This is a genomic window from Gordonia sp. ABKF26 (genome assembly GCF_041103195.1).
Taxonomy (GTDB): domain Bacteria; phylum Actinomycetota; class Actinomycetes; order Mycobacteriales; family Mycobacteriaceae; genus Gordonia; species Gordonia terrae.
Window position 1 is genome coordinate 1,095,556 of the sequence record NZ_JBGCVZ010000003.1, and the last position, 26,996, is coordinate 1,122,551.

Here is a 26,996-nt window from a genome sequence, read left to right on the forward strand (position 1 = left end):
CTCCTCAGTCCGGCACTCGTGCAGGCGGCAGGCGCACGGCAATCTCCTCCGGGGTCAACCCGGCGCCGGTCCTCCGGTCGGCGACACCGCCGGCGATCAGCACCCGGATCGTGAGCGCGGAGCGGCCCGCGGGGCCCGGTGTTCGTGCCTCGTGGTCGACGAGTGCGAGCAGCGGCCAGGCGAAGTCGTCCATGTCGAGGCCGGGAAGCAATCGGAGGCCGTAAGCATCGAGGATGTGTTCGTATACCGGTACCCACCAACGCATTGCGTACTCGTCGTGAGTCGCCTGTGATCGCCGGACGGCGGGGTGTTCGGGCCACACCATCCGGATCATCTCGGCGAGCGCGAACCGTCCGGGGTCGCGTTCGGCCTCGACCTCACCTGCTGCCACCGCGTCGATCAATCGGCCCAGCGGCCCGCCGATCATGGCGGAGGCCCGGGCGACCGCTGCGCGTGCGTGGCTGTCGGCCCTGCCCGGACGTAGCGAGTACGCGATCACGTCGTCGAGCCAGTCCGTGGAAGTCGCCCATCGCCGACGCAGATTGTTCCTGCTGATGTCGAGAACGTCCGGTCCGAAGGTCTCGAGGGGGACCATCCGGCTCAGTAGGGCCGCGTCGCGGTCCAGCCCGTCGCCCCCGCCCAGTGCGTTGCGGAGACCGTTGTAGAGCCGCTTCTCCGCCGCGGCCAGGATGTACTGCGTCACCGGCCCGTTCGGCCCGTTGGGCCCGTCGTCGGCGAGGGTGTGGGTGACGACGCCGCGGAGGTCCGTCAGGACGATGTCACCACGGCATTCGGGGACGCCTGTCGTGCGCCCGGTCACCCACACCTTTTCGGCGCCACCTGTGGAACCCATGCCCTCCGCGGAACCCATGGCACCGAGTCTCGCAACGGTGGTCGGGACCGGAGCGGGCGGGCCGGGTGATTCGCCGGACGGTCAGTTGGCGACGGCCGAGTCGTAGCAGGGCTGTGTTGCGGTACGTATCGTGCTCGCGTCCGCGACTCCCATCCGGTTGCTCCCCGACGCCAAAGCGCGCAGCGTCTCGTCGGTGACCGAGTCCCCGACCTCGTCCAACACGCACGCGGCGATCGCGTCGGCTCCGGACTCGGTCAACGAACTGCTCTGGCCCTGTAGCACTTTCGCCAATCCGGAGCGGATCTCGGCGTCGCTCGGCATCGGTCCGGCAGCTTGCTTCTCTTCGGTTTCGCGCTTGTCGGCCAGCTCGTCGTTGCATGCGCGCGACGCCTCGAACACCACGACATTGTCGGAGACCTCGTCCTGGTCTTCCTGCCCGTCAGCCCACGCCCGGAGCGTCACGTCGTGCGCCGAATCGTAGACACGGTCGAGCATGCAATCAGCCATGAACTCGGCACTGGCCTGATCGGGCTTGCTCTTGCTGTCCAGGTAGACCGAAACCAGACCTTCGCGGACCTCCTCGCGATCGGGTTTGCCGATCTGACCACACCCGGCGAGCGTGAAAGCCGTGAGGGCAGCAATTCCGGACAGGACGAGTCGACGCATCGGTGGTTTCTTCATCGGAGACGGAGAGGAAAGGAGACGGGGCGATGCGACGCTAGCCGCCGGCAGCAGCTCTGGGGAGGGGCGGCGTCCCCTCCCCGCGGATCGACGTGGCCACCCCGAGTCAGCTCACCGGCACCGGTGCCGCGGCGCCGACGAAGGCGATGACATGTAATCCGCCGGGGTTCGTCTGCAGCGGAACCTCTTTCCAGTTGTTCGTCGCCCAGAGATTGCCCGACGGGTCGACGATGACCGCCGTGCTGCGGGTGAGGCCGTCGAAGAAGTAGCCGGTCACGTCCGGCGAGATCGCGTCACCGGTGCGCTTGCCGGGCGGGCAGGTCGAGGCGTCGGCGCCACAGAACTTCGACACGCGCTTGCCGGCGAAGTTGGCCACCCAGACGTTCCCGTCGCCGTCGGTGGTGATGCCCCAGGGGATCGTGATCCCGCCGCCGCGGAGCGGTCCGGCAAGGGTGCGCCCATCGGGTGCGAGGGCCGTGACCGAACCGTAGGACGGCGCCTGGGTGGGGCGGTCCGGGCACGGCAGGGTGATCACGCCCGAATTGGCCACCCACACAGTGCCCCTGGCGTCGGTTGCCAGGCCGAGGGGATTGTCGACCTGTGGGCCGGTGATCGGAGCGCGCAGTGCGCGTCCGTTGCGGTCGAGCACGGCGATCGAGCTGCTCTGCAGACCGCTGACGAACAGGGTGCGACCGTTGTCGACGATGTCGAAGGGCTGCTGGACGCCCGGGTCGATGTTCCGTGCGCGCCGCGGATCTCCGCCGGGGTAGACGGTGAGGGAGTCCGTGGCGCAGTTCGCGGTCCAGATGGACCCGTTGCGGTCGGTGGCCATGCCCTGCGGCCAGCTGATCGCGCCCTCGGTGTAACCGGCCGAGGGCGAGAGCGCCCGGCCGTCGGCGCTGAACTCCGACATCGAATTGTGCGGCGGCTGTCGGTCGGTGGGGCAGCCCGGGGCCGGTGCCGCGAAACCGAAGTTGCTGACCCAGATGTCGCCGTCGTGGTCGCGGGTGATGCCGTAGCCCGCTCCGCTGAGCCCGCCGCCCGTGAGGGGTCGGCCACCGACCAGTGTGCCGTTCGGCGCAAAGCGGAACAGGTATTTGCCGTCGCAGACCGGGGTCCGGGGGTCGGGAGCGAATTGGTAGTTGGCATTCACCCAGACGTCGCCGCCCTCGCCGATCGCGAAGTTGCCGGGGCCCGCGAGGAGTCCGCCGCCGCCGTCGAAGCGGAGGGCGAGGGTCCATGCCGGCGGCGGCAGCGGAAGTCCGCCGGGACGTACCTGATTGCGCAGCGACACCGCGAACAGGCCGGCGGGGTTGATGGAGGGGCTCTTGGCCATGTTGGCCATGGCGTCGAGCAGCGTCGAGGGGCGGCCGTCGAGTGGGGTGGTGGTCGTCGAACGAAGGGCCGCGCATCCGTCGGCGGACGCGGTGCACGCCGACACGGCGTTCGACAGCGATGTGAACGCGGCCATCGTCGACGTCTGCGAGCCGTTGGGTGCGCTCCGCAGAGTGGCGCCGAGCCGGCCGGTGGACGGGTCGGCGAGGTTGGCCGCCATCGACGCCGCGTTGCGCACGCCGGGCGCCGCGCCGCTGACGTCGGTGCTGTTGACGCCGGCGCTGCTGACGAACTGTGCCAGCGCGTAACCCGCTGCGACCGTTGTCGGTTCGTTGATGACGACCCGGGTGGGAACGGTGGGGGACACGGTGGCGAGCGTCGTGAACGCGTCTCTACGACCGGCCGGTGTGGCCGTCAGGTAGAAGGCCTGGCGGGCGTCGGGGTGAGACGTCGGCTCGAGTCGGAAATTGCCCGCGCGGTCCGTGCGTGCGGAGCCCGCCTTTCGTGCGGGAGCCCCGTCGATGCCGGACACCCACGCCTGGACGTCCCATGCACGGGCGGGGCCCGCGGCGCTGACCGACCCGGCGACCGGTGTGGGGGATGGTGCAGCAGAGGCTGTCTGGACTCCTGTGACCGCCGACGATGCGGCCACACAGGCGACGGCCGCCAGTGTTAATCGAACCCATCGGCCCGGGATGCGGTGCTGCACACGAACTCCTAGCGGAAGGTGCGGGCAGGCCGCAAACCGGCGAATCGGACGTAGTGTACCCAGATCTCGCCGGTATCAGGAGTGGTTGTGCAGGGTCGGTCAGCCCTCGGGGTCGGCGTCGGCCTCGTCGCGAGCACGCTGCTTGTCGGCGTGGAGGGACTTGACGCGCCGCTCCTCGCGCCGGACCTCGATCTGGGTGGCGCGTTCGGCGGCCAGCCAATCCGGCATCTCGCTGAGGAGGTCGTCGATCTGGGCCGTCGTGAGGGCCTCGGTGATGCCGCCGCGGACGAGGCCCGAATTGGAGATCCCCAGCCTGGCGGCGACGAGGTTCTTCGGATGGGGTCCGTCGGCACGAAGCGTGCGGAGCCACTCCGGCGGGTCGGCCTGGAGGGCGGCGAGTTCGGCCCGGGTGATCGGGCCCTGCTGGAATTCCGCAGGAGTGGCCGGCAGGTACACGTCCAGTTTCTTGGCGGCGGTGGCCGGCTTCATCGACTGCGAGCTCATTCGTCGAGGGTATCGGGCGGTAGCCTGTGGATGTGACCACACCCGACGTTCACGCTGCCGGCGAGGCCCCCGCGTTCCGGCTGGCGTACGTCCCGGGCGTCACACCGAGCAAATGGGTCGGGATCTGGGCGGAGCGTCGTCCCGATGTGCCGCTGGAACTCGTCGCGCTCGACGTCGCGGACTGCGCGGAGGCGGTCGCGGAGGGGCGTGTGGACATGGCGATCACGCGGTTGCCGGAGGCCCTCCGGTACGGCGATGCACGGCAGCACCACACCATCGAGCTGTACGAGGAGAGCACCGTCGTCGTCGTGCCGAAAGACCATGTCCTGACGGCGGGTGAGGAGATGGCGCTGGCCGATCTCGCCGACGAACAGTTCCTCTGGCCGCTGGACGAGCCGTTGACGGTGCCGGACCGCCCGGGCGCGGCGGTGGAGCACCGGCCCGAGACCGCAGGTGACGCAGTCGAACTCGTCGCAGCCGGCGTCGGTGTGCTGCTCGTACCGCAGTCGCTGGCGCGTCTGCATCACCGCAAGGACCTCGTCTACCGTCCGGTGATCGACGCGCCGACGAGTGCCGTGGGGCTCCTGTGGCCTGCTCCCACAACAGAATCGGCGGACGAGTTCATCGGCATCGTGCGTGGCCGTAAGCCGACGTCCTCGCGCGGACGCACCGGCGAGGCGCCGAAGCGATCGGCCAAGGAGAAAGTGGCGGCGAAGAGGGCGGCACGCGAGGCGGCCGGGAAGGTCCCCGGCAAGAGTGCGCGGCGTGGGTCGGGACGTCCGAAGCGTCGGTGATCTCACGCCGTGACGTGCCCCCTTGGCGAGGGTGCGTCAGGCGCGCCATTCCGCGGTGCGTTCGGGCGATGCCTCGGCGAGAGCCTTGATCGTGTCGTCGACACCGAAGTCCTTGCCGTACACCGGAGTCCCCGGCTGCTGACGCCACGACTCGGCGAGCGGACCGGCATCGACCGGGTCGAACCCGAGTTCGTCGACGACGCGGAACACGATCTCCTTGCCGGCGGGGTCGTCGCCGGCGATCGGCAGCGCGATACGGCCCTCTGTGCCCGCCGGTACGCCCTTGTTCAGCAGGTGCTTCCAGTAGATGCCGTTGAACACCTTGTACACCGGCACGCCGAGCAGTTCCGACACCCAGACGCTCTCGGGTGTGCCGTTCTCGATCGCCGCGATCTTCCCGTCGCGCTGCTGCGGGTAGTAGTTGTTGGTCTCGATGACCGGCGCGTCGGCCTTGCGGGTGTCGAGGATGCCCGGCGCGAGGTCGGGGGTGTTCTTCTGCGGGATGCTGACGATCACCAGGTCGGCGTCCTGCGCGGCGTCGGCCGCCCACACCGCCGTGGCACCGGTCTCGGAGGCCAGCTCGGCCAGCGTCTCCGGGTCGCGCGAGTTCGCCACCCGCACCTCGTGTCCCAGCGATGTCAGACGACGCGTGAGCGTCCCGCCGATGAATCCTGCACCGATGATCCCGATCTTCACAACTGCACCTCAATATTCGACGACGTTGTTGACCATTCGCGCAACGAGGGCTCGTGCCGGGTCATTCCCAGGCGCGGCGAAGGGTGACGATCGCCTCCTCGGTCCCGCCGTGCCTATGCGGTCGCCGACCAGCTGTGCCATGTCAGGGACTCCACGACGATCACCGGTCCCTCGGGCCGTCGTTGTCGATACTGCGGGTACTTCGCGGCCAGCGTGTCGATGCCGTGACTGCCGACGGGTTCACCGGCGTCGACGACGTGTGCCCGGCCGTCGACCCGCACCCACCAGAGTTCATCCCAGTTGTCGGAGTACTGGTCAGCCAAGAGCGACACCGCGGGATTGTTCGCGATGTTGGCGAGACGACGGAGTGCGGTGGTGCGTTTCGGCTTGTGATCCACGCACGTGTAGATGACGTCGTCATCGATTGCGCATACGACGGGGACCAGGTGCGGTGTGTCGGAGGGCGACACCGTGGCGAGCGTGACCGACCGAGCGGCGGCGAAACGTTCGCGAGTCAGGCGCAGGTCCATCTCACGAGGATGACATGCGTTCGGGTGTCGAGCCGGGCTACGGAGACGTCCGGAACGTCGCGGAGAGATGAGGCTCGAGTCACCGATGAGTGTCGATGCCGGTTCGGGTCAACCCCTGTGTCCACGCCCCGATCCGGGGAACCCGACCAGAAAGGGTCAGCAGCATGACTCACGACAGCGTTGCCGTCAGCCTCACGATCTCCGCCACACCCGACGAGGTGTTCGCGACGCTCGCCGACCCGCGCACCCACCAGGCCATCGACGGCACCGGCTGGGTTCGGGACGCAGTCGACACGACACCGCTGCGGGAGGTGGGTCAGCTCTTCCGGATGAACATGTACCACTCGAACCATCCGGACGGTGACTACCTGATGGAGAACCGGGTCGAGGTGATCGAACCGGTGTCGGCGATAGCGTGGCAACCAGGACAGCGCGACGACTCGGGGGAGCTCGAGTTCGGCGGCTGGACCTGGCGGTACGACCTGGCGCCGGTTGGGGAGTCGTGCACCGAGCTCACCTTGACCTACGACTGGTCGGCCGTGCCCACCTACATCCGCGAGTACATCGAGTTCCCGCCGTTCGCCGACGACCATCTGCGTAACTCGTTGAACCACATCGCCGAGCTCGTCGGCTGAGCGGCCCGGCCTCGAGGCGGCCTACATGTGCGCGACGGACAATGGCACGACGATCTCGGTGAGCAGGCTGTCCGGGTCGGCGTCGGGAGTCGGCTGGGTCACGTAAACCTCCCACGCGAACTCGCCAGGCGTGAGGCCCTGTTCGTCTATCCACGAGAAGACCGCCGCATACAACTCGGGCAGCAGGTCGTAGCTGCCCTGGTGTAGATGGCGGGCGATCTGCCCGCCCGGAGTCCGCATCCCGAACACCTGATCTGTGTCGGGGAACGGCGCATCGACGGGGAACGCGGCCCCCATGTCCATGACCATGCCGTCGGGAGTCTCCGACGGCATGGAGAAGGTCAAGCCGTACGCCGGTCCGGCGATCGTGCGCCCCGACTGCTCGATGCTCGACACCAGAAGCGGGAACGCCGAGTCGTAGAAGGCCTCTATCTCGTCCATGGCCACGGTCTTTCGTACCACCGCGAGTTCGACCGGGTCGACGTCGACGATCTCGGGAACGATCTGCATGGACCGAGCCTACTGCCCATTCGCGGCGGCGCGAGCTGACTGGGCGAGACCCGGTGCCCCACTTGGCTAGTGCCCGACGAGCGGGTCAGCCGACGAGGTCCGGATCCGGGTCGCGGTGCGCCGACGCAGCCGACGTGGGTGACAGATCGGCGGTGAGCAGGTCCACGCTCGGGCTGCGCGTGATCACCTTGTGGCCCCACCACAGCGCGAGGAACACGAACAGCGCACCGTAGGCGGTGAGCCACAGTTCGAGATTTCCCGCGGAGCCGTCGCGGATCGCCGGGAGATTCTGGCCGGCGATGACTGCAACGCACATGAGCAACGCGATGATCGGTCCGGCCGGATAGAGCCAGGCCTTGTAGGGGAGTCTGCCGAGGTCCAGACCTTGCGCGTGCCACGCCCGCCGGAACCGATAGTGGGCCCAGGCGATACCCATCCACGTGATGAAACCGGCCACCGACGAGGCGGTGACGAGCCAGACGTAGGCGCGACCGTCGCCCACCCGACTCGCCAGGAAGCAGAGGGCACCGATGGCCGTCGTCGCGGCCACGGCGAGGAGTGGCACACCTGATCGCGTGACCCACGAGAACACACGCGGCGCGTTGCCCTGAACCGACAGGCCGTACAACGCGCGGGTTGCCGCGAACAGGCTCGCATTGCCCGCCGACAGGATCGCGATCAGGATCACGGCGTTCATGATCGATGCCGCCACCGCGATCCCCGCTTCGGAGAACACGAGGGTGAACGGGGCGACCGCGATGTTCTCCTCGGATGCATTCAGCAGATTGGGGTCGGTGTAGGGGATCAGGAACGCGATGATGGTGAGGGTGCCGATGTAGAACAGCAGGATGCGCACGAAAACGGTGCGCACCGCACGCGGAATCGCGGTCTTCGGTTCGACTGCCTCGCCGGCGGCGACCGCGATCATCTCGGTGCCCTGGAATGCGAAGCCGGCGATGAGGAAGACCGACAACATGCCGAGCGGGAAGTCCACGAACGGAGCGTCGTCGATCGTCCAATTGCTGAACCCCGGCGACGGGCGGTCGCCGACGACCCCGAGGATCAGCAGCACGCCGACGATGAGGAAGACGACCACCGCGATGACCTTGATCGCCGCGAACCAGAACTCGGCCTCGCCGAACGCCTTGACCGCGAACAGGTTCAGGGCCAGCAGACCCGCCAGGAACACGATCGACCAGATCCACGACGGCACGTCGGGGGCCCAGTACTTCATGATCAGCCCGGCGGCCACCAACTCGGCGGCCAGGGTGACCGACCAGTTGAGCCAGTAGTTCCACCCGGCGGCGAAACCGAAGGACTTGCTCACGAAGCGTTTGCCGTACTCCTCGAATGGGTTGCTGCACGGGATGTATGCCGACATCTCGCCGAGGCTTTGCATGAGGAAGAAGACCATGCAACCCATCAGCAGATACGCCAGGATGGCGCCACCCGGACCCGCGTCGGAGATGGTGGCGCCCGACGCGACGAACAAGCCGGTGCCGATGGCGCCGCCGAGCGCGAGCATGCTGATGTGGCGACTCTGAAGTCCCTTGCGCAGAGACTCGTCGGGGGTGATCCCCAGAGGACTGGACACCGGCAGAGTCTAACGGCCGGTCGGCCCGTCGGCCGGGCGTTGCGCTGTTGCCTGGGTGCCGGGCCTCAATCGAGACGGGTCAGTTCGGCGACCAGGTCGTGCACCGGGTCGCCGGGACCGATGTCGTAAGTGCACTGGTCGTCCCGCGGGTCCGGGACGAACGCCCAGAACAGTGCGGTTGCCGTCCCGGCCGCCCGCTGACCGGCGACCTTGGTCCGGAAGTCGTCGACGCGGCCGGACCTCGAACCGCACGAACCGGCGAACTGGCCGATCTCGTTCACGGCGAGAGGTTTTCCGACTGCGCGCGCCTGTCGTAGACGTTCGGCCAGCCCGTTCCACTGATCCCCGGGGAGCGCGACGCCGTCCGCGCCGTAGTCGTGGTAGTCCAGGACATCCAGATACGGGGAGCCCGCGACGTACTGATAGTCGGGTCCGGCGGTGCCGCACTGGCCACCGCCGGTGAAGCCGGACCAGATCACCGCCCCGCCGTGCAGCCGGGTGACCATGGCACCTGCACTGCCGAAAAACGACCGCAGCACGCGCGCGGCGTCGACCGGGCACGACCGCTGTTGCCAGGCACACGTCTGATCGCCACAGACGGACGGTTCGGGTTCACCCACCAGCTCCCATCCGGCCAGCGCCGGGCTGGCCTTCCAGCGTCTCACTGCCGTCCGTACCCATTCCTCGAACGTGAGTCCGCCCGCTCCGGCGGCCGTTCGCCAGCCCGATCGGTACCAGTCGCGCTCCTTGAAAACTCCGCTCTCGCAGGCGCCGTCGGCGGCGGCCAGGACCGGTAGGACCATCTGGTCGTGCCGCGCCGCGGCGTCGAAGACGGCGTCCATCGGCCCGAAATCCAACTGCTGGGTGTACTTGTTCACCGCCAGTCGAGCGAACAGATTGAAGCGGGTGAGCGAATGCGGGGGTAGGGCAGCGAAATAGTCGTCGAGATCCACCATCGCTCCGCACCCGGCGTTCACCGACCAATCGGTGGCCAGCTGGTACGCGTCGAATCCGGATGGCCACCACTGGCGTCCGTCGAGGGTCAATCCGGTCGACGTGGCCTTCACCCGGTTGGGTGCCGCCTGTGCGGGCGGAGGCATCATCCAGCTCACGAGCAGGCCGATGCACAGCACCAGAATCGGAATTCTCACCGCGGGCAGATGCATGTGTGCGTCCTGGGATGACGAGGACCGACGATGGCGCCGGCCCGGTTCGTCTGATGATTGCACGCGGCGGCTCGGTTGTGGATCGCGCCCGAGAATGGTGGAGCCGATGACGGGAATCGAACCCGCGTATTCAGCTTGGGAAGCTGATGTTCTGCCATTGAACTACATCGGCGTGCGAGTGCTGGACTCGCGATCGACAGCCTAGCAAACCGGTGGCCGGGACGGTCGTCGGGACGCGCAGATGTCGCGGATCGTCGCGCTGGGCGCTACGAAGTACTACATCTGGCCGGCGATAAGACGGAGTCACCGGACTTGATTCGGTTGCAACACAGCACTACTCACAAACAGGGGTTGCGCGGAGGGCAGCTGAGCAGTAGTCTCGAACGTAGTTTCGAGTAAAGCCATGATGATGGGGGATGAAATCATGGCTTTTACCGAGCCATCTGCACCACAACCACTTCTGCTCGACCAGTACGAGCGCTTGCATGCGCTGCTGGATGAGATCGCCGAGACGTCGTCAACGGACTGCTCGGAGACCGAGCTACTCCAGGTCGCGATCCAGCACGAGCGCGCCGAACGGCGCATGCTGTCGGCGTTCGCCGACCACATCGTCGACATAGACGAGCGGTCGGCGTACCGGAAGATGGGCTGCCAGACCGTCTCCAACTTCCTGTGCCACGCGCTTAACCGGCGCGGCGAGGCGAACCGCCTGATGAACCGCGTCTGGGCACTGGGCAAGTTCCCGGACATGCAGGGGGTCCCGCTCGAACCCCGGTTCCCGGAGACCGCCAAAGGTGTTGCCGAGGGGGAGATCTCGGGACGGCATGTCGACGTCGTCATCGAGGTGATGCGCAAGATCCCCGCCGGTGTCGACACCGCCGACAAGGACGCCGCCGAAGCAACTCTCGCGCACTACGCACGCGAGTACGACCCGTCGTCACTCCGTGATCTCGGCGCCCGCATCTTGGCCCACCTCGACCCCGACGGCACCATCACCGACGATCGCGACCGCGCCCGCAACCGTGGCCTCAAACTCGGGCCGCAAGACGCCCAACTGATGTCTCGGCTGACCGCAACGCTCGACCCCGTGACGCGCGCCATGTTCGACGTCGTCTTGTCGGTGTGGGCCGCTCCCGGGATGAACAACCCCGCCGACCCCGAATCGCCCACGGGGAGCCCCGAAGCCGCGCACCCCGATGCCCTCGCCGCAGCGGCCGAGCGCGACGAACGGTCAGCCGACAAGCGGAACCACGACGCGTTGCGCGCCATGCTGCGCTTTGTGCTCGACGCCGGCGCGCTTGGGGGGTCGCACCACGGGCTGCCGCCACACCTTGTCGTCTCCATCACCGAGTCGGCCCTCCGCGACGCGGCCGGCGATCCGGCACGGACCGCGACGGGGACTCTGCTCCCCATCAAGGACGCCCTCGACCTGGCCGCCGACGCACAGCACCATCTCGCGGTGTTCCGCGACCACACCAGCGAGGTCCTCTACCTCGGACGGGCCAAGCGCTTCGCGTCGCGCGCGCAGCGCATCGCCGCGTTCGCCCGCGACGGCGGTTGCACCTTCCCCGGCTGCGCACGGCCGTCGTTCGACTGCGAAATCCACCACGTGGTCGAGTGGGAAGCCCACCACGGCTCCACCGACCTCGACACCCTCGCCACCGCCTGCGGACCACACAACCGCGCGGTCGGCGTCGGTGTGGACCAGTGGGCCACCACCATCGCCGCCGACGGTGTCGACGCCGGCCGCGCCGTCTGGCACCCGCCCCGCTCGCACCCGTCGTCGACGCCGCGGATCAACCACGCCCACCGCGCCGACGCCGTCCTCGACCGGATGCGCACCGACGCCCGGCAGCGCGGAACCGGGGCATCGGCGAGTGAGGGAACGCCGACCTCGACGGACACCGGCGCAGATCCTCCCTGACCATTCGATAACCTCGACACCGTGCTGCTCTCCGACCGCGACATCCGCGCCGAGATCGCTGACGGGCGCCTCGCCATCGATCCGTTCGATCCCGCCCTCGTCCAGCCCTCCAGCGTCGACGTCCGGCTCGACGGTCTGTTCCGGGTGTTCAACAACACCCGCTACACCCACATCGACCCCGCGCAGCGCCAAGACGAACTCACCTCGCTGGTCGAACCGGCCGACGGCGAGCCCTTTGTGCTGCACCCGGGCGAATTCGTGCTGGGGTCGACCCTCGAGGTGTGCTCACTGCCCGACGACCTCGCCGGCCGGCTGGAAGGCAAGTCGTCGCTCGGCCGGCTCGGCTTGCTCACGCATTCGACGGCGGGCTTCATCGACCCCGGCTTCTCCGGCCACATCACCCTCGAACTCTCCAATGTGGCCAACCTGCCGATCACGCTCTGGCCCGGGATGAAGATCGGCCAGCTCTGCCTCATCCGCCTCAGCAGCCCGGCCGAGGAGCCGTACGGCAGTGCGTCGGTGGGTTCGAAGTACCAGGGGCAACGCGGTCCGACACCGTCGAAGGCATACCTCAACTTCCAGAAGGACGACTAGGGCCGACCGGAAGTTCACCTACCGGATCACCCTCCGCCACGGCGGAGATGGTTACCGGCCGCACCGCGTGGGTAACCGTAGCCTTCATGAAGCTCACGGTGATCGGATGCGGCTACCTCGGTGCCACACACGCGGCCTGCATGGCCGAACTCGGGCACGACGTCGTCGGCATCGACGTCGACGCGCACAAGATCGAGCGTCTCCAGGCCGGCGAGGTCCCGTTCTTCGAACCAGGACTCTCCGACATCCTCCGGCGGAACATCGACGCCGGACGGCTGCGCTTCACCACCGACCATCTCGCCGCCGCCGACCACGCCTCGGTCCACTTTCTCGGGGTGGGTACCCCGCAGGAGCCGCGCGGGCATCGCGCCGACCTGTCGCATGTGTACGCCGCCGTCGACTCACTCGTGCCCACACTGCGCGGCAAGCACCTGATCATCGGGAAGTCCACCGTCCCCGTCGGCACGTGTGCCGAACTGTCGCAGCGTATCTCGGTCTTGACGCACTCTGGTGCCGACATCGAGCTGTCATGGAGTCCGGAATTCCTGCGGGAGGGGTTCGCCGTCGAGGACACCCTCGAACCGGACCGCCTGGTGCTGGGTCTGGGGTCGCTCGACGATCCGTCCTACGACCCCGCCGCCGAATCGTCGGCGGGCGAGGTCATCCGCGAGATCTACCGTGAGATCCTCGAAACCGGCGTTCCGCTCATCGAAACCGATTGGGCCACGGCCGAACTCGTCAAGGTCTCGGCAAACGCGTTCCTCGCCACCAAGATCTCGTTCATCAACGCGATCAGCGAACTGGCCGAGATCGCCGGCGCCGACATCAACACGCTCGCCGACGCCATCGGGTATGACCCCCGTATCGGACGCCGATTCCTCAACGCCGGACTCGGTTTCGGCGGGGGATGCCTGCCCAAGGACATCCGCGCACTGACCGCCCGCGCCGACGACATGGGTGCGCCACGCGCCGTGGGGTTCCTGCGCGAGGTCGACGCCATCAACATGCGTCGCCGGGGCGCGGCCGTCGAACTGGTCTACGAGGCGCTGGGCGGCGAGGTGTTGGGCCGCAACGTCGCCGTCCTCGGTGCCGCGTTCAAACCCGAGAGCGACGACGTCCGGGATTCGCCGGCCCTCGCCGTCGCGAGCAGGCTGGCTCTCGAAGGCGCATCGGTCACCGTCTTCGATCCCAAGGCGATGGACAATTGCCGACGCATGCAGCCGAGTCTCCAGTACGCCGCCACCGCGCGCGACGCATGCGACCGGGCCGACGTCGTCGTCATCGCCACCGAATGGGCGGAGTTCGTCCACATGGCGCCCGAGGAACTCGACGGCGTGGTCCGCGCCAGACGAATCGTCGACGGCCGGCGCTGCCTCGACCCGCAGATGTGGCGCGACGCCGGCTGGGACTACCGCGCGCTGGGCGGTCCGGCACCCACCCGCCCCGCACCGCGAAACAGCCCGTCCGAGCAGGTGAACGGATTCGCGCCGGGGGCCTCGATCCGCTGAGTCGTGCTAGGTTGAGTCTCGCGACTGTCCAGGGGGCACCTTCTCGCCGGTGGGGGCTTGAGGCGAGGTGCACGTGAGGTGCAGGAACTGACCAGATGACCGACACGGTGGCCGACCCGGCCGTGACACCGACGTCTGCCCAGGCAGAGGTCGCGGTCAGCGCTGCCGTCGCCGACTCCGTGCGCGCCCAGCTGGCTGACCGCGGAATCCCCGACACAGCCGAGATCGTGCTGTTCGATCTCGATCCGCGCGCGGGTGTCTCGGTGGGACGCATGGACCCGGCTCGCGGGACCGTCGCCGATTCCTACTCCGATTCCGGTCTCACCCTGGACGCCCTCGATCACGTGATCGCCGAGCACCTCGTCCGCGTCGGGCGCGTGGCCGCGCCGACCTCGCGCGACTGGCACGAGGAGGTACTCGACCTCGTCACGCGCGGTCGCGAACGGCTCCGCGAGTCCGACGGCACGTTCCTGATGGGCCGTGACCACATCAGGCTGTTCCGGATGGCGCGTCGCGACGTCGCCGAAGCCGGCGCCCCACTCACCGCGCGGGCCGAAGAACTCGCCCGCGCGGCCGTGGCGGGCGCGGCTGCCCCCGCAGTCGTCATCACCGGTCGCGTGAGTGCCTGGCCGGGACTGCGGGACGCCGTTGCGCGAGCGGTCCCGGTGCCCGTTGTCGACGCCGAACCCGCGGGGAGCGCGATCCGGCCCGTGGCGACCGGCGGGCACGCAGCCGAACCCGACGAGGTCGCCGGCGACGATGTCCACGTCTGGCCTGCACCGACCATCACGTCGGAGCACGCGGCCGACTCGCATACGCCGAACCCGTCGCCGGACGAAACGGTTCGCCCGGACAAGGGCGACGATCCACCCCACGACCCCCCGATCTTCGAGGCGGTGAAGCGCGCGCCGCCGCCGATGGCCACGGCGTTCGGGGCGCTGGCGACGTATGGTGCAGTCGGACAACCGATTCGCGAGGACCCGCCGAATGGCGGTCCGGCGTACGGCGGGGGCGTGTCACACGACGGGACGGACACCGCGTCGGAATCGTCGTCGGCAACCCGATCGCCCTCGGTGGCTGCGCCTTCCATCGGACGGGATGTCGACACCGTTCCCGCATCGGATTCGCCGCCGGACGACTCGGCGCCGACCGGGCCGCTCCAACTCGTCGACGTTCCCACGACGGGCCCGCAAGCTGTCGGTGCCGGGCGGAGGCGTGGGGACAAGCGTGTGCTCGCGGGGATCGCTCTGCTGTGCGCGGTGGCCGTCGTGGGTGTGGCCACGGCATTGGCGGTCGCACACGATGAGCCGGCCCCGACCGTCGCCGCGCCGCTTCCCCAGCGCACGATCGTGACCCCCGAACCCGAATTCGCCGACCCCGCAATCCTTGCCGAGGCCCGGCAACCCGCGCGTCGGTACACGACGCCTCCGCCGCCCGAGACGACGACGCCCTCCTCAGAGTCGGCGCCCCGACCTCGTCCCCGGTCGCGGACCCCGCGTGCGCCAGGCGGTGTGACGATCCCGATCCCCGGTCTGCCGCCGATCGTCCTGCCCTGACGTCAGCCCGGGTGCGGGGACAACCCGCGCGCCACGAAGGTCAGGACCTTCTCGTAACCCGCCGTCGCGTCGATCTGGGGCGGGTGGGTGCTCGCGAGTTCGAGTCCCACCGCGCCGTGCACGGCCGACCAGGCCAGCATCGCCAGGTCGGCCGGGTCCCCGGCCATGATCACCCCGGCCACCTGGCCGTACCGGATGACATCGACGAGTACGCCGAACGCGTCCAGCGCGACGTCCGGTTCCGGCGCGCACTGTGCGGAGAACATCAACCGGTAGATCACCGGATTGGCGATCGCGAACGCCCGGTAGGAGCGACCGGAGTTGATGAGGCGGGCGACCGGGTCGTCATCGGTCGCTGCGATGGCCCGGCCGAACTCGACGAACCCGTCGGTGACCAGCGCGTCGAGTAGGCCGTCGCGACCGTCGAAGTGGTTGTAGACCCCCATCGGGGCCACCTGTGCCTCGGCCGCGACGGCACGGACCGTCAGCCCGGCCTCGCCGTCCCGCTCGAGGATTGTTCGTCCGGCCCGGAGCAGGGCGGAGCGGACCTCGGCGGCCGAGGTGCGGGTGCGGGGCTTCGCGGGGGACATGTTGACAACCTACTAGGACAGTGTTCTTCTTGAATAGAACAGTGTCCTACAACAATGGAACAATGTTCCAAAGCACTTCGTCCGGCTGTCAGCACGATCGCCCGAGTGGCCCTGATCAGGAGATCCGATGCGAACAGAACGCGCACACATCCGCTGGTGGGCGCTCGGCGCCCTCAGCTTCGCCGAACTACTCGTCATGATCGACAACACGATCGTCAACGTGGCCCTCCCGACGCTCGCTCGCGACCTCGGCGCCGGGATCTCGGGCCTGCAGTGGATCGTCGACGCCTACACCCTCGTCTTCGCAGGTCTGCTGCTGACCGGCGGCTACCTCGGTGACCGGTTCGGGCACCGACGGATGCTTCTCGCCGGCATCGTGGGGTTCATGGGGGTGTCGGTGTCGGCGGCGTCGTCGCAGGACATCGGGCAGCTCATCGCGAGTCGAGCCGGGCTCGGAGTCTTTGCGGCGCTGGTCTTCCCGGCCACGCTCGCGATCATCACCACCATTTTCGTCGACGCGCGGGAACGCGCGATGGCGGTGGGGATCTGGGCGGCCGTGTCCGGGGTGGCGGTGGCCATCGGGCCGGTCCTCGGCGGATGGCTGCTCGAACACTTCTCGTGGACTTCGGTGTTCTGGGTGAACATTCCGTTCGGTGTGCTGGCCCTGGCGCTGATCCTGGCCGTCGTTCCCGGCACCCGTCCGCTGGCGGTGCCACGCTTCGACGCCGTCGGCGTCGTGCTGTCTGTCGCCGGTCTGGGCCTGCTCACCTTCACCCTGATCGAGGCACCGCATGTCGGCTGGGCCGAAGTGCGCACGGTCCTCGGAGTCGTTGTCGCGCTGACGATCCTCGCCGTGTTCGTCACGACGCAGCTCCGGATCGCGCATCCGATCCTCGATGTGCGACTCTTCGCCAACCGGCGTTTCGCGACCGCGGCCGGGATGATCAGCGTGGCGTTCTTCGCGCTGTTCGGCTTCATCTTCCTGATCACCCAGTTCTTCCAGGCGGTGAAGGGTTACGGGCCGCTGGCCGCCGGGATCCGTACGCTGCCGTTCGCGATCGTGATGGCGGCGTTGTCGCCGGTCGCGATGGCGCTGTCGCATCGTTTCGGGCCGAGGGTCGTCTCGGTGATCGGTGCGTTCCTGATGTCGGGTGGATTCGCACTCGTCGAGATCTCCTCGCGCGCTTCCGGTTACTGGGAGCTCATCGTGTGGTCGATGGCACTGATGGCGGCGGGGCTCGCGTTCATCTCCGGTCCGTGCACCCAGCTCATCATGGACGCGCTGCGTCCGGAGCAGGCCGGCGCGGGCAGTGCGGTCAACGACACGACGCGGGAGATCGGCGGAACGCTCGGTGTGGCCGTTCTCGGTTCGATCCTGACGTCGGCCTACGTCGCCGGTGTCGGGGAACGACTGTCGGGTGGCGGCGTGCCGGCCGAAGCGGTCGACGCGGCGAAGCAGTCCGTGATGGCCGGTGTCGAGGTGGCGGACCGCCTGCCGGGCGCGATGGGCGATGCGGTTCAGGTCGCGGTTCAACAGGTCTTCATGGACGGCTTGCACAACGCGGTCTGGGCGGCGGTCGCCATCACCGCGACGGCAGGCATCGCGGCAGCATTCCTGTTGCGCGGCAGTGGGACCGGGTTGCAGGCTGCTGTCGACGAGGTCGGCGACGGGGCCCTTCGTGGCTCGTCGCTAACGCTCCTCGCACCTCAGGGAGCAGAAGGGGGTCACATCCTTGGGATTGATGAGCAGAAGGGCTCAGAGGTCGAGGGTGAGGTTCCCGCCGGGACTGCGTGAGACGCAGGTGAGCATGGTCCCGGCCTCGCGTTCGGGCTCGGTCAGGATGTTGTCGCGGTGGTCGATCTCGCCCGACAGCGTCCTGACCTTGCAGGTGCCGCAGAATCCCTGCTGGCACGAGTACGGAACCGACGGCACCACCCGGCGGATCGCGGCGAGCGCGGATTCGTCTGCGGCGACCGGGATCTGCCGGCCGGTCGAGGCCAGGGTCACGGTGAAGTCGGTCCCGTTCTCCACCGGGGGAGGGCTGAAACGCTCGTAGTGCAACTCGATGTCGGACCGGGCCGCGAGCCGGCGCCTGAGCCCCTCCAGCATCGGAACCGGCCCGCAGCAGTAGACGGCGAGGTCGGCCGGATCGTCCACGGGACCGACGAGTTCGGCCATGCTCGGCAGACCGTGTACGTCATCGGTACGGATCGTGACGCGGTCGCCGAAGGCGGCCACCTCGTCGAGGAACGGGATGGACTCGGCGGTACGGCCGGTGTATATCATCGACCAGTCCAGCCCGAATCGTTCGGCGGTGGCGAGCATCGGCAGGATCGGGGTGATGCCGATTCCCGCCGCGACGAACCGGAGGCGGCGGGCGGACGACCCGTGACCGGGAACGGCGAACGGAAAAGCGTTGCGCGGTCCCTTGATCGAGAACACGTCACCGACCCGCAGCGAGTCGTGGACCTCGACCGAACCGCCACCGCCGTCGGGAATTCGGCGCACCGCGATCCGATAGTGGTTGCGGTCAGCGGTGTCGCCGCACAGGGAGTACTCCCGCATGCGTCCGGAGGGCAGCAGCAGATCGATGTGCGCGCCGGCACGCCATGTCGGCAGCATGCCACCGTCGGCGGCGGCGAGGGTGAGTGCGATGACGTTCTCGTCCCGCGCGACCACCTCGCGGCCGACGATCCGGACCTTGGTGGTCCCGTCGCTCACCGCACCGGGTTGCAACGGTGACAGCGGTCGCCAGACCGGCCACCACGCCCGGGCCACCATCGTCCCGACCGTGAGCAGAGGATCGTGTCGCCACCGGCCGTGCAGGTGCGGCGGGGGCTGGGTCAGCGTCGTCGAATGTGGATGTGCGCGTTGGTTCATGACAGTGCCCCCTCGCCCCCGATCACGCCGCGTTGCGCGCGGCCGGAGAGCTCGCGAGGTAGGCGACGGCCTGCGCGGTGCTGCCGATGTCCTCGGGTCGGAATCCGGGCCGGAAGTAGCTGAAGGTGGCGAACACGATCGTCCGCATCTTCGGCAGCACACCGGCACGTACCCCGCGGTGGTAATGCCACGTCTTCTGGAAGTAGTTGTAGGACAGTGACGTGTCCTGGCTCATGATGAAGCGGTAACCCCGCTGGATGAGGATCAGCAGGATCGGCAGCACCACGAACATGGCACGGCCGCGGCGGAGATACCCGTCGCCGAAGTACGCGGCGACATCGTGCGCCACCGCCCGATGCTCCACCTCTTCGGCCCCGTGCCACATGAACAGGTCGGCCATCGTGGGGTGCGCCCCGAGCCGGGTCCAGGTGTTGTTCAGCGCGAAGTCGCCGAGGATCGCGGTGTAGTGCTCCAGGGCCGCGATGAGCCACAGGCGTTCGACGAGGTGTTTGTCCCGGGCTTCCTGGGTGCCACCCTCCAACGGCCCGAGGACCTTGCGGAAGATCCACTCCATCTGTAACTGATAGGGCCGTGGGTCGATGCCGTGGTGATCGAGGAACTCCCACAGGACATGATCGTGCGCCTCGGCGTGCATCGCCTCCTGACCGATGAACCCTCGCATCCGGGCGGCGAGTTCGTCGTCGGCGACCAGGGGCAGGGCCTCGTTGTAGGTCTGCACGAACCAGCGCTCACCCTCGGGCAGAAGGAGGTTGAGCACGCTGACGAAGTTCGACGCGACCGGGTGACCCGGAATCCAGTGGAGCGGGACGTCGTCCCAGTCGAACGCCACATTGCGGGCGTGCAGCTCGACGGGCCCCGGATCGGCCGATGCATCGTCCCGGTGCGCGGGAGTGTCGATGTGCGTCATATCCGTTCACCCCGCGACTTTCTGGCGGGCCCCGATTCGCGAGAGCCAGGGCGCGAAGCGGTAGATCCGGTATCCCACCTTGGCTTCCACGGTCACGGGCACCACCGCCCGGTTGTGCTCGATGGCCGCGACGATCTCACTTGCGACCCGGTCCGGCGTGAACCCCCGGCGCTGGTAGAACCGGTCGAGCCGATCGCGGCGGGCTTGTTCGGTCTCGGCGTCGAGGCCGGCGATCGGCGTCGAGGAGACGATGTTGGTGTCGACGAGCCCGGGACAGATCGCACTGACGCCGATGCGGTGTTCGGCGAGCTCGGCGCGCAGCGACTCGGAGAACAGCAGCACCCCCGCCTTCGACGCCGAGTACAGACCGAGGCTGCGCGACGGCGTGAACGCCGCGGCCGACGCGATGTTGACGATGTGCCCGCCCACGCCGCGCCCGACCATCTGGCGGCCGAATTCGCGACTGCCGGTGACGACGCCGCGGAGGTTGACGTCCAGCAGCCGGTCCACCTGCTCGTCGGTGGCGGCCAACACCCCACCGGCCAAACCGATTCCCGCATTGTTGACCACGATGTCGGGAACCCCGTGGACATCTCGGATGCGTGCGGCGAAGGTGACGAAATCCGCGGTGTCCGACACGTCGAGGAGGTACGCATGCGCCGCCGACCCCGCGACCTTGCAGGCCCGGGCGGTCTCGTCGGCGGACGCGAGGTCGAGGTCGGCCAGCACGAGTTCGCAACCGCGTTCGGCCAGGGCGAGGGCCGTCTCACGTCCGATACCGCTGCCCGCACCGGTGATCACGACGAGTTTGCCCGCCAGCGGCTTCGGTTCGGTGAACAACCGCGCGCGCTCGATCGCCGGTGCCGGCTCTCCGCTGTTGGTTTGCAGCGCAAGGAAATCCAGGACGAGCCCGGTCAGATAGTCGGGGTGGGTGTACGGCAGCCAATGGCCGGTCGGGGTGTCGCGTCGCCAGAGTTTCGCGGCGTAGGTCGGCGTGTTGTCGTAGATGGCGGGCCGCAGCGCGATGTCGCGTTCGTTGACCACCTGGAGCACCGGCACCGTGGTGGGCCGCGGATCGGGCCGCAGGAGTTTCGCGCGGATGTTCGCGCGGTACAGGGCGAGGCCGGTCACCATGTCGCGACGCAACGAGTCGGCGACGTCGACGTTCTCCGGTGGTGTGCCCTCGACCGCACGCAGGAACTGCTTCCACACCGTCGGGTTGCCCAGTGCGCGCAACAGCACGCCGGGGAGCACCGGGAGCTGGAAGAGCCCGGTGTAGGCCGAGGACATCGACTGCGCGAGAACATTTCGCAGATGACGAGGCGTGGGGCTGGCGACCTGATCGCGCACGAACTGGCCGAGGTGGTCGAGGTTCGGGCCGGAGACCGAGACGAACGAGGCGATGCGGGCGTTCGCTCGCGGGCGACTCACGGCCTCCCATGTCTGCACCGACCCCCAGTCGTGGGCGACGACGTGGACGGCGTCGTCCGGACTCACCGACTCGGCGACCGCGTACAGGTCGTCGGCGAGCTCGTCGAGTCGGTAGGCGGCGACCCGCCGGGGGCGGTCACTCGCGCCGAAGCCGCGGCAGTCATAGGCGACCACGTGATACTTCTCCGCCAGGCGCGGGGCGATGTGGGTCCACAGATGGTGGGTGTCCGGCCAGCCGTGCACCAGCAGCACCGTCGGATTCGACGTATCGCCCAGTTCATAGGTGGCCAGCCGAATCCCGCTGTTGGTGACGGTTCCCCGTCGCCAGTCCGGCTGGTGGTGTACTGCCGTCTCGGACATGTGTGTCACCTCGTTGTGTTGCCGCGCCGATGGAGGTACACGTTACCAACGGTTACACAAATGTCCAGACCCCTGGAAAACAGTGCGGGCCCGGTCCGAAGACCGGGCCCTCACCAGGTGTTATCCGCAGGCGTCTACGAAGTCACTGCCGGTACGACGACAAGAAGTTACCGATACGCTCCACGGCCTCTTTCAGATCGCGCGACCACGGCAGGGTGACGATGCGGAAGTGGTTGTGGTCGTCGAGATTGAATCCGGTGCCCTGCACGACCAGGATCTTCTCCTGCAGCAGCAGGTCCTGGACGAACAGCTCGTCGGTGTGGATCTCGTACACCTCGGGGTCGAGACGGGGGAAGGCGTACAGCGCGCCCTTGGGCTTCACGCAGCTGACCCCGGGGATCTCGTTGAGCTTCTCCCAGGTGACGTTGCGCTGTTCGTACAGCCGGCCGCCGGGGGAGACGAGGGCCTCGATGGATTGGTAGCCGCCCAGCGCCACCTGGATCGCGTGCTGGCCCGGCACATTCGCGCACAGTCGCGTCGACGCCAGGATGCCCATGCCCTCGATGAAGCCGCGGGCGTGATCCTTCGGTCCGGTCATCACGACCCACCCGGCGCGATAACCGCAGACGCGGTAGGCCTTCGACAGGCCGTTGAAGGTGAGGCACAACAGATCCGGCGCCAGCGACGCCACGTTCACGTGCTCGGCCTCGTCGTAGATGATCTTGTCGTAGATCTCGTCGGCGAGGATCAGCAGCGAATGTTGGCGGGCGAGTTCGACGAGTTGCTCGAGGACCTCGCGTGAGTAGACCGCGCCCGTCGGATTGTTGGGGTTGATGATGACGATCGCCTTGGTGCGGTCGGTGATCTTCGCGGCGATGTCGGCGACGTCGGGGTTCCACCCGTTCTCCTCGTCGCAGCGGTAGTGCACGGGCTGCCCGCCGGACAGCGAGGTCATCGCGGTCCACAGCGGGTAGTCGGGCGCCGGGATCAGGACCTCGTCGCCGTCGTTCAACAGCGCCTGCATCGTCATGGTGATGAGCTCGGAGACGCCGTTGCCCAGGATGACGTCGTCGACGTCGAAGTACGGGAAGTCGGGGATGAGCTCGTAGCGGGTCACCACGGCACGCCGCGCGGACAGGACGCCGGCGGACTCGGAGTAGCCCTGCGCGTAGGGGAGCGCGTGGATCATGTCGCGCATGATCACGTCGGGGGCCTCGAAACCGAACAGCGCCGGGTTGCCGATGTTCAGCTTGAGGATTCGGTGGCCCTCCGCCTCGAGGCGCTGCGCGTGCGCGTGGACGGGACCACGGATCTCGTAGCACACGTTCTGCAGCTTGAGCGACTGCTCCAGCGGCTTGAGGTTCTGGTTCAGGTGCGAAACATGGGGCCTACTCACGGGTACATTGTCGCAGCCGATGGCAAATGCGTTTCTGGCGCGTGTCGAAGCGGAGTCACCCCAAACGACAGATGTCGTCTTTCGTGGCGGTGGGCGCCACGAAAGACGACATCTGTCTGCTTTGCTGAGCGATCTACTTGTGGCCGGGCCGCTTCTTGCCGGCCGCGATGCCGAAGCCCTTGGCCTTCGACGCCCCAGTCTCGGCGACAGTGCGAGCCGCGGACGAACCGTTGCTCGACGCCGCAGGCGCCGCCTCTGTGTCGGCGTCGTTCGCGTCGCCCGGGCTCTCGACCTCGGCTGTACCCGCGTCGTCGGCCTCGGCCGCTGGGGCCTCCTCGGCCTGCGGGACCTCGGGTTCCGACGCCGGTTCCGGCTCGGGGGCCACTTCCGGAGCCGGAGTAGCTGCCGGTGCGGCCTTGCTCGCCCCGCCCGGCCGCTTCTTGCCCGCGGCCATGCCGAAGCCCTTGGCCTTGGCCGGCTTCTCCTCGGTCAGCGCGGCGGCCGAGCCACCCTGCGGCGCCTCGGCTGCCGGTGCCTCGGGCGTCTCTGCGGCCGGGGCGTCGGCGGTGTCGGACACCGCCTCCGGCTCCGGCTCCGCTTCGGTCGCCGCGGGTGCAGCCTCGGCAGGTGCCGCGACGGCCGGCTTGGCTGCCGCCTTGCCGATTCCGCCGGGCCGCTTCTTGCCCGCGGACATCCCGAAGCCCTTGGCCTTGCCGGGCTTCTCCTCCGTTGCCGATCCCGCTGCCGCAGAACCCGCGGTGGCCGACTCCGCTGTCGTCGTTCCCGCAGTCGCCGACGATTCCGTGTCGACGGTGGGCGCGGCGTCCGGTGCCGATTCGCTCTCGTCGACCTTGCTCTCGGCGGGGGCGGTCACTCCGGCGTCGGGTGCGGCTGCGTTGGTCGCCTTCTGACCCGGCCGCTTCGCCTTGCCCATGCCGAAGCCCTTCGACGCGGGCTTCTTCTCGGCGGTCTCGGTGGCGGCCTCGGCGACCTCCTCCTTGACCGCGTCCGACGACTCGGTCTCGGCGGGCACCGGTTCGGCGGTCCCCCCGGCGGGCTTGCCTGCCGCACCGGGACGCTTGGCGCCGCCCTTCATGCCGAATCCCTGGGCGGCGGGCTTCTTCTCGGCCGGTGCCTGGGCGGGGGCCTCGGCGGGTGCGGAATCCGTGGCCGGAGCGGCGGCGGATGCCGCGGCACCGGGCTTCTTGCCGCCCTTCATGCCGAATCCCTTGGACGCCGGCTTCTTCTCGGCGGGGGCCGTCTCGGCGGGTGCCTCCGGCGCTGCGGTCTTGGCCGCCGCACCCGGCTTCTTGCCGCCCTTCATGCCCAGGCCGACCTTCGGCTTCGGGGCCGCCTCGGTCGTCGCCGACGCGGATGCTGCCGCCGCGGCGGGGACCTTCTCGGGCTCGGGTTCGGGCTCCGGCTCGGCAGCGCTCGGACGCGGTCCGAGGAACCGGCCGCCGAGCTTCACCTCGGTGGGGCCGCCGCGCTTGACCGAGTCGAGCAGCAGCTGCGCGACGTCGACGACCTCGACCTTGCCCTCGGACTCGGTGCCGCTGGTCCGGGCCGTGACACCGTCCGTGAGCATGACGCGGCAGAACGGGCAGCCGGTCGCGACCTTCTTGACCTGGTCACCGGTCGTGTCGCCGTTTCGATTGGGCCCGCTCGCTGCGCTCCCGGCGCCCAGGGTGTTCAGCGCCTCGTCGACCCGGTCGATGTTGATCCGCTTGCCGATCTGCTCTTCCATCCACATGCGCGCGCCACCGGCACCACAGCACATGGACCGCTCGCCGTGACGCGGCATCTCGGTGAGCGTCGAACCGGCGGCGCCCATGAGTTCACGCGGTGCGTCGTAGACCTTGTTGTGGCGGCCCAGGTAGCACGGGTCGTGGTAGGTGACGTCCTCGCTGATGGGGGCAACCGGGACGAGCCGCTTCTCGCGCACGAGGCGGTTCAGCAGCTGCGTGTGGTGGACGACTTCGTACTTCGCTCCCAGCTGCGGGTACTCGTTGCCCAGTGCGTTGAAGCAGTGTGCACAGGTGACGACGACCTTCTTGCGCTGCTCGGGTGCGGTCGCGAAGACCTCGCCGAGCATCTCGATGTTCTGCTGCGCGAGCATCTGGAAGAGGAACTCGTTGCCGGCGCGTCGTGCCGAGTCACCGGTACAGGTCTCGCCCTCGCCGAGGACCATGAAGTTCACCGCGGCCATGTCGAGGAGCTCGGCGACGGCCTTGGTGGTCTTCTTCGCGCGGTCCTCGTAGGCGCCGGCGCAACCGACCCAGAACAGGTACTCGAAGCCCTCGAACGACTCGACGTCCTTGCCGAAGACCGGGATCTCGATGTCCATCTCGTCGATCCAGGCGGTGCGCGCGGAGGCGTTCTGGCCCCACGGGTTGCCCTTGTTCTCGAGGTTCTTGAACATGCCGGCCAGCTCGGTCGGGAAGTCCGACTCGATGAGGACCTGGTAGCGACGCATGTCGAGGATGTGGTCGACGTGCTCGATGTCGACCGGGCACTGCTCGACGCACGCACCACAGGTGGTGCAGCTCCACAGGGTCTCGGTGTCGATGACGGCGCCGAGGGCCTCGGGATCGAACTCGCCCCCAGAGCCGATGTCACCGACGGCCTCGACGACCTGACCGCCGCCGAGATCGCCCTTCGACTCGCCGACGAGCTTGCGTGCCGCTTCGGCGCGCGCCGCCTCGGGGATCGCGTTGAGCTTGTCCTCGAGTACGTTGCCGTCGGCGTCGACCAGTCCGACCTCGTCACCGCCCATGTCCTTGCGGCCACCGGCGAGCAGGTAGGGCGCCTTGGCGTTGCCGTGATCGCGCAGCGACATGATGAGCAGCTTCGGGCTCAGCGGCTTGCCGGTGTTCCATGCGGGACACTGCGACTGGCAGCGACCGCACTCGGTGCAGGTGGTGAAGTCCAGCCAGCCCTTCCACGAGAAGTCCTCGATCTTGCCGGCGCCGAACGCATCGACATCGGGGTCGGCGGTCTCCATGTCGAGGACCTTGCCCTGGCTCATCATCGGCTTCGCGGCACCGAGGGCGACGCCGCCGTCCTGCTCGCGCTTGAAGTAGATGTTGAAGAAGGCCGAGAAGCGGTGCCAGGCAACGCCCCAGCTGATGTTCATGCCGACCATGGCCAGCCAGACCATGCCGCTCATCAGCTTGATGACGGCGAAGATCGACACCAGGGTCGGCGACGCGGGGAGGATCTTCGCGACCTGCATGGTGAAGAAGTCGGAGTAGGCGTTCGCGTGACCGTAGGTCGCGATCTTCGAGGCCTTCACCAGGATCATGCCCAGGCCCTCGAGGAGCACGACGGCCTCGACGAAGTACGCCGGGGCGAAGCGCGATCCGCCGAATCGGGACAGCCGCTCGGGGACGCGCGGGTGATTGAGCTGACGGATCACGATCAGCACGATGATGCCGACCACGGTCGCGATGCCGAGGAGCTCGTCCCACAGGTGCCAGGCGAACGTGTCACCGAAGACCGGCCAGTGGAACTCGGGGTTGATCGACTGGCCGTAGGCCTCGAACCACAGCAGGAAGCCGCCGAGGAAGCCGACCATCACGAGCCAGTGTGCCCAGCCGACGGTGCGGAACTTCACCATGCGCGTGTGGACGATGAATTCCTTCATCATCGTCAGGAACCGCGGCAGGATGGGCCAGAAGCGGGCGCTGTCCACCTTGTGCCCGAGCTTGATGGTGCGGTAGATCCGCACCACGCCGCCGAGGAACAGGTACCAGCAGAACAGGCTGACCACGGCAGCGGTGGTGCCGAGGGCAATCGTCGTGGCTGTCACGGGCTCGTAC

At 68.3% G+C, this 26,996-nt stretch carries 22 protein-coding genes and 1 tRNA gene; 7 read left to right on the forward strand and 16 right to left on the reverse strand.

Annotation, left to right across the window (positions count from 1 at the left end):
* Nucleotides 1-4 precede the first annotated feature (4 nt).
* The 4 genes from AB4Z55_RS05535 to AB4Z55_RS05550 form a co-directional block, all read right to left on the reverse strand.
* Nucleotides 5-871 carry a hypothetical protein gene (locus tag AB4Z55_RS05535; RefSeq protein WP_369519329.1) on the reverse strand — a complete coding sequence of 289 codons (867 nt, stop codon included), beginning with the start codon at nt 869-871 and terminating at the stop codon, nt 5-7.
* A 63-nt stretch (nt 872-934) separates the two neighbouring features.
* Nucleotides 935-1,519: a lipoprotein gene (locus AB4Z55_RS05540; protein WP_369519330.1), complete on the reverse strand. Its 585-nt coding sequence runs from the start codon at nt 1,517-1,519 to the stop codon at nt 935-937.
* Nucleotides 1,520-1,640: 121 nt separating this feature from the next.
* Nucleotides 1,641-3,578 carry a hypothetical protein gene (locus tag AB4Z55_RS05545; protein ID WP_369519331.1) on the reverse strand — a complete coding sequence of 646 codons (1,938 nt, stop codon included), beginning with the start codon at nt 3,576-3,578 and terminating at the stop codon, nt 1,641-1,643.
* Nucleotides 3,579-3,677: 99 nt separating this feature from the next.
* Nucleotides 3,678-4,067 (reverse strand): DUF5997 family protein, encoded by a 390-nt coding sequence (locus AB4Z55_RS05550; protein WP_101821253.1) that lies wholly within the window; start codon nt 4,065-4,067, stop codon nt 3,678-3,680.
* Between the two features lie 47 nt (nt 4,068-4,114).
* Here AB4Z55_RS05550 and AB4Z55_RS05555 point away from each other — a divergent pair, with 47 nt between their 5' ends.
* Nucleotides 4,115-4,876: a LysR family transcriptional regulator substrate-binding protein gene (locus AB4Z55_RS05555; RefSeq protein WP_369519332.1), complete on the forward strand. Its 762-nt coding sequence runs from the start codon at nt 4,115-4,117 to the stop codon at nt 4,874-4,876.
* 36 nt (nt 4,877-4,912) lie between these two features.
* On the opposite strand, the gene AB4Z55_RS05560 is transcribed toward AB4Z55_RS05555, so the two are convergent.
* Together AB4Z55_RS05560 and AB4Z55_RS05565 are read right to left on the reverse strand one after the other, a co-directional pair.
* Nucleotides 4,913-5,572 carry an NADPH-dependent F420 reductase gene (locus tag AB4Z55_RS05560; protein ID WP_248643830.1) on the reverse strand — a complete coding sequence of 220 codons (660 nt, stop codon included), beginning with the start codon at nt 5,570-5,572 and terminating at the stop codon, nt 4,913-4,915.
* A gap of 113 nt (nt 5,573-5,685) precedes the next feature.
* The gene (locus tag AB4Z55_RS05565; protein WP_004022449.1) at nt 5,686-6,102 is read right to left on the reverse strand and encodes a TIGR03668 family PPOX class F420-dependent oxidoreductase; all 417 of its coding nucleotides are present in this window, start codon (nt 6,100-6,102) and stop codon (nt 5,686-5,688) included.
* 164 nt (nt 6,103-6,266) lie between these two features.
* Here AB4Z55_RS05565 and AB4Z55_RS05570 point away from each other — a divergent pair, with 164 nt between their 5' ends.
* Nucleotides 6,267-6,737, forward strand: coding sequence for an SRPBCC domain-containing protein (locus tag AB4Z55_RS05570; protein WP_369519333.1), 471 nt, complete (start codon nt 6,267-6,269; stop codon nt 6,735-6,737).
* A 21-nt stretch (nt 6,738-6,758) separates the two neighbouring features.
* Here the strand turns inward: AB4Z55_RS05570 and AB4Z55_RS05575 are convergent, their stop codons facing one another.
* The 4 genes from AB4Z55_RS05575 to AB4Z55_RS05590 form a co-directional block, all read right to left on the reverse strand.
* Nucleotides 6,759-7,247, reverse strand: a complete 489-nt coding sequence (locus AB4Z55_RS05575; RefSeq protein ID WP_101821173.1) for a GyrI-like domain-containing protein — start codon at nt 7,245-7,247, stop codon at nt 6,759-6,761.
* Nucleotides 7,248-7,332: 85 nt separating this feature from the next.
* The gene (locus AB4Z55_RS05580) at nt 7,333-8,841 is read right to left on the reverse strand and encodes an amino acid permease (RefSeq protein WP_064570314.1); all 1,509 of its coding nucleotides are present in this window, start codon (nt 8,839-8,841) and stop codon (nt 7,333-7,335) included.
* A gap of 65 nt (nt 8,842-8,906) precedes the next feature.
* Nucleotides 8,907-10,007, reverse strand: a complete 1,101-nt coding sequence (locus AB4Z55_RS05585; RefSeq protein ID WP_369519334.1) for a beta-mannosidase — start codon at nt 10,005-10,007, stop codon at nt 8,907-8,909.
* Nucleotides 10,008-10,105: 98 nt separating this feature from the next.
* Nucleotides 10,106-10,179 (reverse strand) — tRNA-Gly (locus tag AB4Z55_RS05590).
* 252 nt (nt 10,180-10,431) lie between these two features.
* Here AB4Z55_RS05590 and AB4Z55_RS05595 point away from each other — a divergent pair.
* From AB4Z55_RS05595 to AB4Z55_RS05610, 4 genes are all read left to right on the forward strand, one after another.
* Nucleotides 10,432-11,931, forward strand: coding sequence for a DUF222 domain-containing protein (locus AB4Z55_RS05595; protein WP_369519335.1), 1,500 nt, complete (start codon nt 10,432-10,434; stop codon nt 11,929-11,931).
* Between the two features lie 21 nt (nt 11,932-11,952).
* The gene (gene dcd / locus AB4Z55_RS05600; protein ID WP_369519336.1) at nt 11,953-12,525 is read left to right on the forward strand and encodes a dCTP deaminase; all 573 of its coding nucleotides are present in this window, start codon (nt 11,953-11,955) and stop codon (nt 12,523-12,525) included.
* A gap of 86 nt (nt 12,526-12,611) precedes the next feature.
* Nucleotides 12,612-14,033: a UDP-glucose/GDP-mannose dehydrogenase family protein gene (locus AB4Z55_RS05605; protein WP_004022431.1), complete on the forward strand. Its 1,422-nt coding sequence runs from the start codon at nt 12,612-12,614 to the stop codon at nt 14,031-14,033.
* Nucleotides 14,034-14,128: 95 nt separating this feature from the next.
* On the forward strand, nt 14,129-15,589 hold the full coding sequence (locus tag AB4Z55_RS05610; protein WP_369519337.1) for a hypothetical protein: 1,461 nt from the start codon (nt 14,129-14,131) through the stop codon (nt 15,587-15,589).
* A gap of 2 nt (nt 15,590-15,591) precedes the next feature.
* Here AB4Z55_RS05610 and AB4Z55_RS05615 read toward each other — a convergent pair whose 3' ends face one another.
* Complete coding sequence (locus AB4Z55_RS05615; RefSeq protein WP_369519338.1) at nt 15,592-16,179, reverse strand: TetR/AcrR family transcriptional regulator; 588 nt, start codon at nt 16,177-16,179, stop codon at nt 15,592-15,594.
* Between the two features lie 127 nt (nt 16,180-16,306).
* On the opposite strand from AB4Z55_RS05615, the gene AB4Z55_RS05620 reads away from it, so the two are divergent.
* Nucleotides 16,307-17,974 (forward strand): DHA2 family efflux MFS transporter permease subunit, encoded by a 1,668-nt coding sequence (locus AB4Z55_RS05620; RefSeq protein ID WP_369519339.1) that lies wholly within the window; start codon nt 16,307-16,309, stop codon nt 17,972-17,974.
* On the opposite strand, the gene AB4Z55_RS05625 is transcribed toward AB4Z55_RS05620, so the two are convergent.
* The 5 genes from AB4Z55_RS05625 to AB4Z55_RS05645 all read right to left on the reverse strand — a co-directional run bounded on the left by AB4Z55_RS05625 (nt 17,936) and on the right by AB4Z55_RS05645 (nt 26,986).
* On the reverse strand, nt 17,936-19,060 hold the full coding sequence (locus tag AB4Z55_RS05625) for a PDR/VanB family oxidoreductase (RefSeq protein ID WP_354561743.1): 1,125 nt from the start codon (nt 19,058-19,060) through the stop codon (nt 17,936-17,938). The genes AB4Z55_RS05620 and AB4Z55_RS05625 overlap by 39 nt on opposite strands.
* A 22-nt stretch (nt 19,061-19,082) precedes the next feature.
* On the reverse strand, nt 19,083-19,988 hold the full coding sequence (locus AB4Z55_RS05630) for a metal-dependent hydrolase (protein WP_354561742.1): 906 nt from the start codon (nt 19,986-19,988) through the stop codon (nt 19,083-19,085).
* A 6-nt stretch (nt 19,989-19,994) separates the two neighbouring features.
* Complete coding sequence (locus AB4Z55_RS05635; RefSeq protein ID WP_369519340.1) at nt 19,995-21,779, reverse strand: SDR family oxidoreductase; 1,785 nt, start codon at nt 21,777-21,779, stop codon at nt 19,995-19,997.
* A gap of 142 nt (nt 21,780-21,921) precedes the next feature.
* Nucleotides 21,922-23,175, reverse strand: a complete 1,254-nt coding sequence (locus AB4Z55_RS05640; protein ID WP_369519341.1) for a pyridoxal phosphate-dependent aminotransferase — start codon at nt 23,173-23,175, stop codon at nt 21,922-21,924.
* 133 nt (nt 23,176-23,308) lie between these two features.
* Nucleotides 23,309-26,986, reverse strand: coding sequence for a (Fe-S)-binding protein (locus AB4Z55_RS05645; protein ID WP_369519342.1), 3,678 nt, complete (start codon nt 26,984-26,986; stop codon nt 23,309-23,311).
* Nucleotides 26,987-26,996: the final 10 nt, after the last annotated feature.